At 42.0% G+C, this 14,350-nt stretch carries 10 protein-coding genes; 7 read left to right on the top strand and 3 right to left on the bottom strand.

What is annotated here, in order from left to right; all coding sequences use genetic code 11:
- Positions 1-819 precede the first annotated feature (819 nt).
- From B5Y40_RS02360 to B5Y40_RS02340, 5 genes are all read left to right on the top strand, one after another.
- On the top strand, positions 820-3,897 hold the full coding sequence (locus B5Y40_RS02360) for a SusC/RagA family TonB-linked outer membrane protein (protein WP_079685101.1): 3,078 nt from the start codon (positions 820-822) through the stop codon (positions 3,895-3,897).
- Positions 3,898-3,920: 23 nt separating this feature from the next.
- Positions 3,921-5,321 carry a RagB/SusD family nutrient uptake outer membrane protein gene (locus B5Y40_RS02355; protein ID WP_079685100.1) on the top strand — a complete coding sequence of 467 codons (1,401 nt, stop codon included), beginning with the start codon at positions 3,921-3,923 and terminating at the stop codon, positions 5,319-5,321.
- A 9-nt stretch (positions 5,322-5,330) separates the two neighbouring features.
- Positions 5,331-6,512 (top strand): glycoside hydrolase family 88 protein, encoded by a 1,182-nt coding sequence (locus tag B5Y40_RS02350; RefSeq protein ID WP_079685099.1) that lies wholly within the window; start codon positions 5,331-5,333, stop codon positions 6,510-6,512.
- Between the two features lie 330 nt (positions 6,513-6,842).
- Positions 6,843-7,691, top strand: coding sequence for a universal stress protein (locus B5Y40_RS02345; RefSeq protein WP_079685098.1), 849 nt, complete (start codon positions 6,843-6,845; stop codon positions 7,689-7,691).
- A gap of 156 nt (positions 7,692-7,847) precedes the next feature.
- Positions 7,848-8,300, top strand: coding sequence for an RrF2 family transcriptional regulator (locus B5Y40_RS02340; RefSeq protein WP_079685097.1), 453 nt, complete (start codon positions 7,848-7,850; stop codon positions 8,298-8,300).
- A 74-nt stretch (positions 8,301-8,374) separates the two neighbouring features.
- On the opposite strand, the gene B5Y40_RS02335 is transcribed toward B5Y40_RS02340, so the two are convergent.
- The gene (locus B5Y40_RS02335; RefSeq protein ID WP_079685096.1) at positions 8,375-8,824 is read right to left on the bottom strand and encodes a DUF2716 domain-containing protein; all 450 of its coding nucleotides are present in this window, start codon (positions 8,822-8,824) and stop codon (positions 8,375-8,377) included.
- A 396-nt stretch (positions 8,825-9,220) separates the two neighbouring features.
- Between B5Y40_RS02335 and B5Y40_RS02330 the strand changes: the two genes are divergently transcribed.
- A complete protein-coding gene (locus B5Y40_RS02330) occupies positions 9,221-9,649 on the top strand; it encodes an SRPBCC family protein (protein ID WP_079685095.1) in 429 nt (142 codons plus the stop codon).
- A gap of 20 nt (positions 9,650-9,669) precedes the next feature.
- On the opposite strand, the gene B5Y40_RS02325 is transcribed toward B5Y40_RS02330, so the two are convergent.
- Positions 9,670-10,089: a response regulator gene (locus B5Y40_RS02325; protein WP_221408859.1), complete on the bottom strand. Its 420-nt coding sequence runs from the start codon at positions 10,087-10,089 to the stop codon at positions 9,670-9,672.
- Positions 10,086-11,570, bottom strand: a complete 1,485-nt coding sequence (locus B5Y40_RS02320; protein ID WP_079685094.1) for a sensor histidine kinase — start codon at positions 11,568-11,570, stop codon at positions 10,086-10,088. Before B5Y40_RS02320 ends, B5Y40_RS02325 begins: the two co-directional genes overlap by 4 nt.
- Before the next feature lie 354 nt (positions 11,571-11,924).
- Between B5Y40_RS02320 and B5Y40_RS02310 the strand changes: the two genes are divergently transcribed.
- On the top strand, positions 11,925-14,135 hold the full coding sequence (locus B5Y40_RS02310) for a bifunctional alpha,alpha-trehalose-phosphate synthase (UDP-forming)/trehalose-phosphatase (protein ID WP_079685092.1): 2,211 nt from the start codon (positions 11,925-11,927) through the stop codon (positions 14,133-14,135).
- Positions 14,136-14,350: the final 215 nt, after the last annotated feature.

The following is a 14,350-nucleotide window of genomic DNA, read 5'->3' as shown; positions in this document are numbered from 1 at the left end:
GAATAAAGTATATCTGTAAATTATTATGCCAACAAAAGGCAATAGCCATTTTGTTGAAAGTTGTTCTCTCGTTTTAAGCAAAAGCGGAAAAAAAGAATGTATTGATTCCTGATCAGGGGTTTTTGTATTTAATCAGGCTAATTTCTGTATCAACCAAACTGCATAGGGGTTACAGATTGTTGAAACTATCCGCGTTCGTAAGTATAAACGTAGAAAGCCACTATATCGTGCATTATATATCAGATTATTCTGAAGTTATTCTCAGAATTTCTCCGAAAGACACGTTGAGCTAACCCGGTTTACCTTTCAAAAGACGTTTCGGCCGTTCATTTATTTTAGTTGAATGAAAATAGTTTAAAGGTTTTTTCAGATAAAAATAGATGAGGTGTACCTGCATCAGTCACTACGATTCCTCTATATGAATATTGGAATGTCTCATTTAAAAATCGCATACACCATTTTATAGAAGTCGGTCACCTCGCATTATCCCGTGAAGTATAGTATATACATTGCATAATTGAAGCACCTACGAAGTTTGCTCATCGAACATCAGCTATATCTTAGAACCTCCATGATTTTCTGACGAGCTCTGTCAACTTAAGTCAAAAATCCGAAAACAGTTTCTTGTTACACCATCTATCATACATAGAGTCCACTCTATTATTTATATATAACTACATTTTTTTCAGAGGGCGAGTCGGGGAGCAAACGTGTGAATTACGTCTTGTAAGTACTGTCGAGACATCTCCACAGAGTTGCTCTAATATCTACTCTTATTAGGCAACCGATTAATTAATTAACCCAAACTCAATTATTACTATGACTAAATTTTTACGGTACTGCCGAAGATTGTGGCTACTCGGACTCACAATCTTTGCAATGATGGTGCCTGTGCACATGCACGCACAAGACGTTCAGATAACAGGGACGGTTACTTCTGGTGACAATGCTCCTTTACCCGGTGTAAATGTATTGGTAAAGGGAACCACGATGGGTACCGTTACAGATGTAGAAGGTAAATATGCACTCAGCGCTCCCGGGTCGGGGACTTTGATATTTACATTCATTGGTATGAAGACGATGGAAGTAGATATAGCAAACCGCGCAGCGATCGATATAGTAATGGACGCAGACATTTCTCAACTCGATGAAGTAGTGGTGGTAGGATATGGAACACAAAAGAAAAGTGACCTTACGGGATCTGTATCTTCGATATCTTCTAAAGATATAAAGACTGTTCCGGTGGCCTCATTGTCACAAGCCTTGCAAGGACGCGCGGCAGGGGTGCAGGTAACGCAGGTGTCTAACGCGCCCGGAGGCGGAGTGTCCATTCGTATACGGGGTGGTAACTCTATACAAGGAGGTAACGAGCCGCTATATGTAGTAGATGGTTATCCATTGACAAATGAAAATGGTCCGACCATCAGTCCGAATGATATTGAATCGATGGAGATTCTGAAAGATGCATCGGCTACTGCTATATATGGATCACGTGGTGCGAACGGTGTGGTGATCATTACAACCAAACGCGGCAAAGCTGGCAAGCCAAGCATCTTGTTTGAAAGTTATTATGGCATGCAGGAGGTGCGGAAAAAACTCGACATGCTCGATGCCACACAACTCGCACAACTGATCAATGAAGGTATAGCGAATGTCAATGCAGACAATGTTGGCAAACCTGGTTTTCCAAAAGCACTCACGTATACCGATGAGCAAATTGCTGCCTTGGGAAAAGGAACGAACTGGCAGGATGAAATTTTCAGAGAGGCTCCTGTTCAAAATTACCAGCTTACTATATCTGGTGGAAATGATAAAACGCAATACTCGGTTTCCGGAAATCTATACGACCAGGATGGTATCATCATCAACTCGGGCTATAAGCGAACTTCCTTCCGGCTTAACCTCGACACAAAAGTTACCGACAAATTAAAGATCAGCAACAGCCTGACTGTATCGAACGCAAGAACAAACACGATCAGCAGTGATACCGATGGCGGTGGAAGTGCAGGGGTGGTATATGCCGCATTGAATTTCTCACCTACGGTTCCCGTATACAATGCTGACGGTTCCTATACTATTGACAATCGCCTCGGAGGGATCAAGATCAGTAACCCGGTGGCGCTTGCCAATGAAACCAAGAATCGGACCACGATTACGCGGATGCTTGGAAATGTATCGGGAGAATATCTGCTCGCAAAAGGACTAACTCTGAAAGTTTTATTGGGCGCCAACCTGGCCTATAATAAAACAAGTTACTATCAACCCCGCACAGTATATGCTTCTGTGGGTACAAACGGATCGGCCTATATCAACTCCTCACAAACTGTTGACTGGTTAAATGAAAACACACTGAACTATCAGACTACGCTCAATGACCGTCATAAGTTTAATATTCTGTTGGGATATACATTGCAAGCTGTGGATTTTGAAGAGTATAGAGCAAGTGGTCAAAACTTTGCAAATGATATTCTTGAAAACAACAACCTTGGTTCTGCACAACAAACCAATACCAGCACATCGAACGTAACGCACTCGGCATTGCGCTCTTATATAGGTCGTATCAATTACGATCTCGATGGTAAATATTTGGTTACGCTGACCACACGGATTGACGGATCATCCAGGTTCGGAAAAGGTAATAAGAATTCATTGTTCCCTTCCGGATCTTTTGCCTGGAGAATTGCCAATGAGCCGTTCATGGCAGATATACGACAAGTGAGTGATCTGAAAATTCGCGCGAGTTATGGAATAACCGGTAACCAGGAAATCGGTAACTACCAATCGTTGAGTTCACTCACCACGCAGAACTATAATTTCGGTGGTACATTTATCGTAGGCTATTCTCCGAACCGGATCGCCAATCCTGATTTGAAATGGGAAACTACTGCGCAGTTTGATGTAGGACTTGATTTCGGTTTGTTCAATGATCGGATTTCCATTACTGCCGACTGGTATTTAAAGAAAACACGCGACCTCCTATATAGTGTATCATTACCAATTACATCGGGCTTTAATACATCGTTACAAAACATTGGTAAAGTTCAAAACAAAGGTATAGAGTTCAGTATATCTTCTGTGAATGTTGACAAAGCTCTACGCTGGACAACCAACTTCAACATTTCTGCAAACCGAAATAAGATACTTGACCTTGGCAATGTGAAAGGAGATATACCTGCCGGAAGTGCGAGTGGTCACCTTCAACTTGCTAACTCCGGAATTTTGCGTGTAGGGGAACCGATCGGTGTGTTCTATGGTTTGGAAACCGATGGCATTTTTCAAAATCAGGCTGAGATTGATGCTTCTGCTCAAAAGACTGCCAAGCCCGGAGACAGAAGGTATAAAGATCTGACTCCTGATGGTGCCATCAACTCAAGTGATCGTACGATACTGGGGTATGCACAACCCAAATATATCTTCGGATTTACCAACAGTTTTAGCTATAAAGGCTTTAACTTGAGTATATTCTTTGTCGGCTCCCAAGGCAACAGTGTATATAATATAAACCGGTACGAGCTTGAATCGCTCACGGGTATCAGCAATCAATCTGCTGTAGCATTAAATCGCTGGACACCTGAAAATCCGAGCAATGAAATTCCGCGTGCTACTTCTACCGGAAATCCATACCAGGTTACCAGCCGGCAGGTTGAAGATGGATCCTATATCCGTATGCGGAATATCCAGCTCGGGTATACATTTCCATCAGAATGGATGGAGCGCCTGCGCCTGGCCAGTGCCAGAATATATATCAGTGGACAGAATTTATTAACGATTACCGATTACTCAGGGTATGATCCTGAAGTGAGCCGCTTTGGGCAGGATAACCTTAGCCAGGGTATAGACTATGGAAGTTACCCTACAGCGAAAATGTACCTCGTTGGACTTAACATAGGATTTTAACGAATACTAAAATCGATTACTGTATGAAGACAACAAACTATATATGTATACTCACAGCCATACTTGTATTATCGGCTTGTGATTTTCTGGAGGAAAAACCAGAATCATTTATATCCGCAGAGAATTTCTACAAGACAAAGAGTGATGCCATTGCTGCCGTTACCGCTGCGTATGCTCCCAACAAAACAAATGGCGACACAAATCGTAACTTCAACATCCTGGGCGATATTACTACGGATGATGTAAGCCCGCTGTTGAATAACAACGACCGCGTACAACTTGACCAGTATACGCATACGCCCCAAAATACAATTCTCCGCGAAACATGGCAGAATTTCTATTTGGGCATTAACCGGTGCAATGTTGTGATCGGCCGCGTTCCATTGATTCAAATGGAAGAACCGCTTCGCGACAGATTGGTAGCAGAAGCTAAATTCCTTCGCGGGTTCTATTACTTTCACCTGGTACGTTTATTCGGAAAAGTTCCGTTGGTGATAGACGAGACAACATCGTTAACCGAACTCACGTATCCACAACGTGAAGAGGCGGATGTTATCTATCAGCAGATCATCAAAGATTTTCAGGACGCAGAAGCTGTGCTCCCTATATCGTATACCGGTGCAGATCGTGGTCGTGCAACAAAGGGTGCAGCAAAATCATACCTGGCGCTGGTATATCTTACCCTAAAACAATATCAGCTTGCCGCAGACAAAGCACTGGAAGTTATGCAGCCGGAATTCGGGTATGGCCTCTGGGACAAGTATAGCGATGTGTTTGCCATCAGCAATGAGTTTGGTAAAGAAGCGATCTTTGATGCACAATTTATCAGTGGTCCTTCCGGACAAGGAAGTAACCTGATTGCATTCTGGGCGCAGGAAAACAATTCCATAGCGGGGCGTGGTTTCGGATCCTTCCAACCAACCGAGGATATATATAAAGCCTTTGATCCTTCAGATCTTCGCCTCCCTGTATTTTTTGTAAAAGGTACTGATGGTAAATATTACTGCAACAAGTGGATTGATGCCGATGCCGTAACAGCGAACCAGTCTGACAACAATTTTCCGCATATACGTTTTGCAGAAGTTGTATTGATCTTTGCTGAAGCCTCCAATGAAGTTACAGCCGAACCTTCAACAGAAGCTTATGCCGCCATCAACTCTATTCGTAAAAGAGCGGGGCTGCCTGATCTTGAAGGTCTCACAAAAGATGAATTCAGAGAAGCTGTATTAAATGAAAGGCGCCTGGAGTTATGTTTCGAAGGACATCGCTGGTATGACCTGGTGCGCACGGACCGGTTGGTTTCAACACTTCAGGCCAAAGGCATCACCAATGTTCAGGAGTATCACAAAGTATTTCCGGTACCTCAACTGGAGATTGATTTGAATCAAATTCTGAAACCTCAAAACGATGGTTATCCTCAATAGTAAAATGGCATGAGAAAAAGTATCATAATATATAGTAGTATAGCGATCGTGTTGCTGTCTGGTTTTATAGTGAAAATAAAGCTGGACGCGAAAAGCAATCTTGAAAAAGTAAAAGTACAACTCAGCCAAAGTCTGGAGGTATATAAAGACCCGCTTTCATTTCCGCGCGGTGCCAAACCGGATGGAAATTTCAGAGGCACCACTTCTACCGAGTGGACCAGCGGATTTTATCCGGGAAGTCTCTGGTATATGTATGAATATACCCATGATAAAAAATGGGAGACTGCTGCACGGCAGTGGACTGCGGGACTAGAAAAAGAAAAGCTCAACACCCGTACACACGATCTTGGCTTTATGCTATACTGCTCTTTTGGAAACGGGTATCGTCTCACAAATGATCCTGCCTATAAAGAGATCTTGTTACAGGGAGCGAAATCACTTTCTACACGCTTCAATGAAAAGACCGGATGTATACGCTCATGGGATCATGGCAAATGGCAGTTCCCGGTAATCATTGACAACATGATGAACCTTGAATTTCTTTTTTGGGCAACACGTGTTTCAGGCGATTCAAGTTTCTACAAGATTGCCGTGACGCATGCGAATACCACAATGAAGAATCACTTTCGTCCGGATAACAGTAGCTACCACGTTGTGGACTACGATACGCTTACTGGAAATGTAGCGAGGCGTGCCACCGCACAGGGATATGCTGATGAATCTGCCTGGGCGCGCGGCCAAGCCTGGGGATTGTATGGCTACACGGTGATGTATCGCGAGACGAAAGACAAGAAGTACCTGGATCAGGCTGTAAAGATTGCGGACTTCTATTTAGGACATCCCAATCTTCCGGAAGACAAAGTTCCCTATTGGGATTTCAATGCTCCGGGTATACCGAATGAAGAACGTGATGCTTCAGCAGCAGCCATCGCTGCTTCCGGTCTGCTGGAATTGAGTCAGTATGTGAAGAATGGGAAAAAGTATTTCACAGCCGCGGAGCAAATGCTGGCAAGCCTCAGCTCACCGGTATATATGGCGAAGCCGGGCAGCAATAATCATTTTGTTCTCATGCACAGTGTCGGCCACAAGCCTGCGAAATCAGAAATAGATATACCCTTGGTATACGCTGACTACTACTATATCGAAGGTCTACTCCGATATGACAAAATGAAAGGAACTAAGAAGAAGTAATTTTTGGGTTAATAATTGGTTATACGGCTGGTCTTCTGATCAGCCGTTTTTTGCTCATGAGTTTTCACCTTACATCCATTTCATCCTCACGGGTATAGTCCTGCACTATATTCCTTAATTCTGTAAATATGTTACCTGAGAAATCAGTGATGGCGGTGAACAACAATCTATAAAAATTTGTTCTTACTCCACAGTACCGCGGGTACCTGTATAGCAACGCACAAGTCGGATTGGTAGCATGATCTTCGTTGAGACATACAATCGATCAAACATTTGCCCTGATGAGGCAACTCTGATTGCACTGAAATCTTAACAGCAAAATTCAAAATCATGAAAAGGATTCTTGTTCCCTGTGATTTCTCTCCCACAGCCGTACAGGCGTTTGAGTTGGCAGCAGAGATTGCTACCATCAGTCGTGGTGAGGTCTTAGTTTTACACGCTATCGAATTTGTTGCGGCTTACGAAACATCTTTTGTAGCACAGCCCTATACATTCAATGCCACCGTCATTGAAGAACTCGAAAAAGATGCACAGAAAAATTTCGATGAAATGATGCGCAGCCATCGTACCGATCCTATACCTGTGCATTTTTATACAGATCACGGACCGATCATCGACACCATTCAACAATTTATCACCGACAATGAAATAGACCTGGTGGTAATGGGTACCCATGGGGCGAGTGGTATGAAAGAACTTTTCGTAGGCTCAAACGCTGAAAAAATTGTTCGACTCTCTCCGGTGCCTGTATTCTCTATAAAATCGCCTGCAAGTCTTTCTTCCATCCACAAAATAGTATTCCCTACGCTTCCGGATTTACACCAGTCGCACTTTGTGAATAAAATCAAAGAGCTTCAGAAATTTCTGGATGCCCATCTATACCTGCTATATGTAAATACGCTCGCGAATTCCATGGAAGAGCGAACCATAACCGCTTCACTAAATGACTATATCCGACACTACGGATTTAATAATTATACGCTCAATATTATAAACGATACAAATGAAGAAAATGGCATCATACGTTTTTCAGAAGAAATCAATGCCGATATGATTGCCATGGCAACACACGGCCGCAAGGGCCTGGCGCATTTTATCTCTGGCAGCATTGCCGAAGACGTGGTGAACCATGTGCAGTGCCCGGTCTGGACGTATACTCTTAAACATCATGACTCCTGAAACAATCTTTACTTCAAAACAAAAGGCTTTCACCGAAGCCTTTTGTTTTACACCTCCATCTGGGGTTATAGTTGTAAATCCATACCTTTGTAAAATCATTGCTTGTCAACAGCTTGCATAAGCTGGTAAAGGACCCGGCAAATTCTGTGAACCTATATGCTTTCGAAAAAATGCCAGTACGCGTTGCACGCGTTGCTTTATTTAGCTGAAACGGACAAAGAGGCCTCCGTTACCATCAGTGAAATTGCTCTGACCAAACGAATTCCCAAGAAATTTCTGGAAGTAATTCTCCTGGATCTCAAAAATGCAGGTGTGCTCGGAAGTAAAAAAGGTAAGGGAGGCGGATACTATTTAAAACGCAGTGCGGATAAAATCTGGATCATCGAAATTATCCGGATCATTGATGGTGCCGTGGCCATGCTTCCGTGTGTGTCGTTGAATTTTTATGAGTCGTGTGGAATGTGTACCAACGAGCATGAGTGCTCAATCAACAGGCTCTTTGGCCAGGTGCGCGATGAAACACTGAAGATCCTTGCCGGGAATTCTCTTTCTGATTTAGCTAAACAACCCGCCATCCTCAAGAATCCCGTGAATGATTCTATTGGCTAATGTATATATGGTTTGGCCGTACAGTTCGTATCGATAGCCAGGATCAATGTATACTATATGCTATTCGAAAGAACTTATTCCTTAAACGCCTCTGGCAAATTATTAAACGTAGCAGCCATCAACTTCTCTCCTATCACGGTAATGGTTTCCTCCCACGGATGTCCGAACCACACGTTTTCAAAATCCTCTGTAAGGTATATATAGTAATCACCGTCTGGTATAAAAGGAATATGAAATATATTCTCTGCCTTTGGATTTTCCTTGTGGTGCCGAAGGTCAACACGGTAACAGGTGTGCTCCCAGTCGAGCGCCAATACTTTTTCACCGGGTGCAGTAATGGAGATTAAAATATCCAGTGCCTTCCGTTCAAGATCATGTATATAGTTTTCATCACCCCATATATGGCGAATTGAAAATTTATGAAGAGGCTTGTCTGTGTGGATCCTTGGAAAACTGAAGTGCTGATGAAGCTTCTCCCAGACTTCATTGCATTCCGATTCTGTTAATGCCGTCCAGATTTTCATAATATATACTATCTCCTGAATAAGCTCTGCTGTGTGATGGTAACTTTCTAAAGGGAAGAGAATTTTGCTGAAACAAAAAAAGCAGGTTATATCCGTCTGATATCACCTGCTTTTAACCTAACCTACCTGTGTCTCAGGTAAGAGATACAAAGGTATCAATTTGTATAAAATATTCCCCATAAAGTCGATTAATATCTTTAATCAATGGTGAATGACTTAAATGAGTCGACACAGCGTAGAATAGATATGTGTACTCGAAGTATAAACTCTCAAAATAAAGAAGTTGCGAATGAAATAGTTTATAGCAGCTCTGAACGTTATAACCCGGTGTACTTTGGAAGACCGCTATAATTTTAATATTTTTCAATCAACGTTATTTTAAACCCTCTATGTATCATGCCTGAAATCAGACACTTACTTGGCATCATTGATCCTTCGGGACAAAAAGTCTTTGAAGCACTTACGGCTAATCAGGATCTAGTTGCCTGGCTCACGCCTACAGTTCAAGGGCAGCCTTTCTTAAATCAAATGTTTAAACTCGAATTCGGACAAGAAACTGTTGACTTAAAAGTTACCAAGCACGACAATAGTTCTTGGGTACAATGGTCTTGCACCGGCGGAGAATTTGAATGGCTAAACACCAAAGTAAATTTTATACTGGAAGTCAACCCACAGGTAACAATCGTTGAATTTATACACAGCGATTGGCAAGACAGCTCTCGTAAATTCAGTGAATGGAGTTTTAACTGGGCATTGTATTTACGAAGCCTCAAAAAATATTGTGAGTCGGGCACAGGCAGTGCATATCCGAATCAAATGACATAACACCATCATCACGGATGCTTTTAGTTCTGCATGTTCATCAGGTCGATCATCAGGTTAAAAGCATCCAGTGAACCTCTGTTGTTAAACTTCAGCGGCTTCACTATATATCCGGATATACCATATTGTTTAGCAGCTTGTTTGTCTTCATTCTCCTCCGATGTGGTAAGTATAAATATCTTAATATCCTTCCAGTCCTCGCTGCTGCGAAGTATCTGTAAAAGTTCAAGACCGTTCATCTTTGGCATGTTCAGGTCCAGAATAATAAAATCAGGCTTTACAGTAAATGAATCACGCTTATCGTGAAGTAAACGAATCGCTTCCTCACCATTCTTCGCTACCTTCATATTATAAACGATCGCCATCTTATCGAGTGTGCGCTTTACATCGATAACATCCAGGTTATCATCTTCCACCAGGAGTATATTTATTACCCGCATCATACTATTTCATTTAAAGGCCAAGTAAAAATAAAAGTAGAACCTGTTCCAGGCTCTGAGTTTAATCGTATCGTTAACTTTCGGTCATCGAGTATCTTTTTCACAATCGCTAATCCTACACCTGTACTCTCGAAAGAATCGCGATTCTCAAGCGTCTGAAAAATCATAAATATTTTCTTGTGATATTCCTTAGATATACCCGGACCATCATCCTCTACATAAAATTCATAGTAGTGATCATTCTTCGTATGATATACCTGTACACTTCCGTTCGCTTTGGTGTGATACTTATAAGCGTTCACGATCAGATTCATAAACACTTGCATCAATGGAAGTTTTTCAGTGAACAACTTCGGCATATTCTTTTCAATGTGAAGTGTAATACCAGGTTTCTCCGGCAGATAACCTTGTATTTCTTCCAGCAACTCATTTACGTCTACAACCTCGTTGGGTTGCAACTCGCGCCCTACACGCGAATATGACAATATACCATTGAGAAGATTTTCTGCACGTATAATTCTTCCTTTAATCAATTCAAGATACTCCACTACTTTCGGCGAAAGCTCGTGCATGTGATCCTCCTGAATCCAGGTTACTACATTGTCAATTCCGCGCAACGGAGCTTTCAAGTCGTGCGAGACTATATATGCAAACTGATTAAGCTCTTCATTTTTCCGTTGCAGCAACGAAATATTTTCAGAGAGTATACCGGCCATATTATTCAAGGATCGACCTAACTTACCGAGTTCATCTTTACCCTCGGCCTTCATTGAAACTGTATACTCGCCCTTTGAAATACTGTCGGCCATGTGTACCATTTTCACAATTCCGGATGATATATGCGTAGCAATAAAAATAGCAATGGCCATACCGGCTATAAAAGAGAACAGTGTCAATGAAAAAGATATATCCTTCGTTCGCTGAATGAAAGATGAAAGAGCAAGTTTTTGCTGTTCGCGCACAGCATATTCATGGTTACTGAACTCCTTGAATTTCTGCTGGAGACTTCGGTTAATTTCCTTCTCCATTCCCGTTACTAATTTCGCCCGGTAAAGTTTATTGAACGCATTCATGCTGCTGTCGGAAACTGTGGCATTTTTACGCGCTTCTATCAATGGTAACGCAAATTCATTGATCCAATACTTATTCAATTCCAGAATACCATCCAACAGATTTTTTTGTTGAACACTATCTTTGATCAGCACAGAAAGCTCATCCAATATCTCATCATTCTCCAGCATGGCGGAATCGTACGATTGAATAAAGAATACTTCGTTGGTGAGAAGGTATCCTCGCAAACCACTCACCATGTTCAGTATATTTCGTTGAAAGCGATTGCTCTGTTTCAGAATGATCGATGATCGCGCTAACAACTCATGGTTCTCATTAATCTTTTCAGATTGTTTAAAGTTGATGTATGTGGTTGCTGCAAAAAGTAACAATATCATCAGGAAGCTGAACAAGATTACATATGATATTTTCATTATGTTTTATTTTTCAGACAGAGTATAATCAAAAGAAAACCTGTAACAGGTATACAATTCGTGCGCACAGAAAACGCAAAGTTTAAACGCTTCTTTGTAAAATACCAAACATATTCATGACGAATGTAGCATGTTCTGTTCGAGAGGCAGAATCATGGTATAAATCGTTTATCCGATACTTACATCACTGGCTTTCTTTTTTGTTGCGCATGCTATATTTCATGTTATCATCTTCCGAATTTGCTCAGTTGCGATCTTTTCTTTGGGGGGCTGGCATGATTTTCATATCCATTACACAGCACTATCTTCAGTTGCGTTTCAAAACTGAAGATCATCGTTAAATATTATTTACGAATGGAAAAATCTGACAAAAGCCTGATACTGGTCTCCAACCGTTTGCCTTTTCAATTGTTGGAGCAGGATGATCAGTTGACAATGAAGCAGAGTGATGGAGGACTGGTCACTGCACTTATAAGTTATTTCAATGCCGAGTCCAACCGCGATGTATTTCAACAAAAAAAATGGTTCGGATCCGCAGACTTTCCCGAAAAAAGATGGAAGAAATTTAAAAAGCAATCTGACGTTCAAACGGACTTTACAATAGAACCGGTATTTATAGATAAGAAAGTTTACAACAAATACTACAATGGTTTTTGCAACGCAACGCTATGGCCACTGTTTCATTACTTCCCTTCATATGTAGTATATGATCAGGAGTTCTTCGAGAACTACGAAGAAGTGAATAAAATCTTTGCGGAGAGACTATTGAAAGTTATTAAACCCGGTGACACCATCTGGATACACGACTATCAATTGTTTTTGTTACCGCAACTCATTCGTGACAAGATGCCGGATGCAACGATCGGTTTCTTTCTGCATATACCCTTTCCGTCCTATGAAATTTTCCGTCTTCTGCATAGTCCGTGGAAAGAAAAAATTGTACGTGGACTTTTAGGCGCCGACCTCATTGGATTTCATACACATGAATATGTACAGCATTTTTTAAAGACTGTACGGATGGTATTGGGATACGATCATCATTATCGCACCATTACCATGCAGGATCGTTTGGTTAAAGCAGATATGTTTCCATTGGGTATTGATTACGAAAAATTCAGTACCGCGTCACGCAAACCTGAAGTCGTACAAAAGATGGAAGCCATCACCAAAAACTTTCCGGACAAAAAAATCATATTCTCGGTAGACAGGCTTGATTATACTAAAGGTGTAACGCACCGGCTATTGGGCTTTGAGCGATTGTTGGAGAAGCATCCCGAATGGATTGAGAAAGTTGTGTTCGTAATGGTAATCGTTCCGTCACGACAAATTATTTCGAAGTATAATGAACGAAGAATTCTGATAGAAGAAAATGTTGGACGTCTTAACGGCAAGTATTCTACGTTGTCGTGGCAACCTGTTATATACCGGTATAACAATTTAGATTTTGAAGAGCTCTGTGCGCTATACCATGTCGCTGATGCAGCACTGATTACTCCGTTGCGCGATGGCATGAACCTGGTGGCGAAAGAATATATAGCATGTTGCTCCGAGCAGCAAGGTGTATTGATACTCAGTGAACTTGCAGGTGCAGCCAGTGAGTTGGGTGAAGCACTTCTCGTTAATCCATTGGACACCGAAGAGATGTCTGAAGCTATACAACAAGCGCTTACCATGCAGCCCGAAGAGCAACGAAGAAAAATCTCGCAGATGCAAAAGCGTCTTATAGATTATGATGTACACAGCTGGGTGAATGATTTTTTGTTTCAGTTAACGGAAATCAAACAGCAACAAAAAACAGAACAACAGAAATACGTTACTCCGTCTATACGCAAAGAAATCATTCATTCTTTTCAGGAAGCACAAACCCGAAATCTTTTGCTTGATTATGATGGAACTCTCGTTGCCTTCGCGCGACATCCGCGTGAAGCTGTACCTGACCGAAATCTTTTACAACTTCTCGCACAGTTGGGCAACGACCCTAAAACAAATCTGACCATCATCAGTGGCCGCGATTCGGTTGTACTGGAAGACTGGTTCAAAGATATACCGGCTACGCTGGTAGCAGAGCATGGTGCTGCGATTCGAAAAACAGATCATACGTGGAGTCAAAAAGAAATTGATCAGAGTTGGAAATCAGTGATACGGCCTACGTTGGAAATGTTTGCCAAGCGGTGTCCCGGTTCTTTTATAGAAGAGAAGAATCATACCCTGGCGTGGCATTATCGGAATGTTGATCCCGACTTTGGTTTTATGCGTTCGCGCGAATTACTCGATACACTTTTCCACCTGGTGCGCAACGGGCAGCTGCAGGTAATGGATGGCAACAAAGTGATTGAAGTACGACAAACCGGAGTAGACAAAGGCGTTGCTGCGCGCAACCTCGTAGAAGAAACCAATCCGGATTTTGTGCTTGCTATAGGTGACGACAAAACGGATGAGGACATGTTCCGCATATTGGCCGATCGTGCAATCACCATCAAGGTTGGTCCTGGTCATTCGGCAGCACAGTATTCTATTGCCAGCCAGCGAGATGTAATCCGGTTGCTGAACGAACTCATTTCATAAGCTTGCGGGCCTTACCTCCAGTATTTTTGCATATACCATCTCTATAGTATACATGGCTTTCAGGAAATCCTGAAAGCCCAAACATCTGTCATCTGCACCAAAATCGATCCCTGAAATGGGCTATAGATGCTTGAATTCCATGATTTTGGCAGATCCGCGGAAATTATACAAATCAATCTTCTTAAAATGTAAACCCTTATGTCGCCAAAATCCGT

The sequence above is a fragment of the Ohtaekwangia koreensis genome (assembly GCF_900167975.1).
Taxonomy (GTDB): Bacteria; Bacteroidota; Bacteroidia; order Cytophagales; family Cyclobacteriaceae; genus Ohtaekwangia; species Ohtaekwangia koreensis.
Note: the sequence above shows the minus strand (reverse complement) of the source record. Positions and strands in the feature narration are given on the sequence as shown.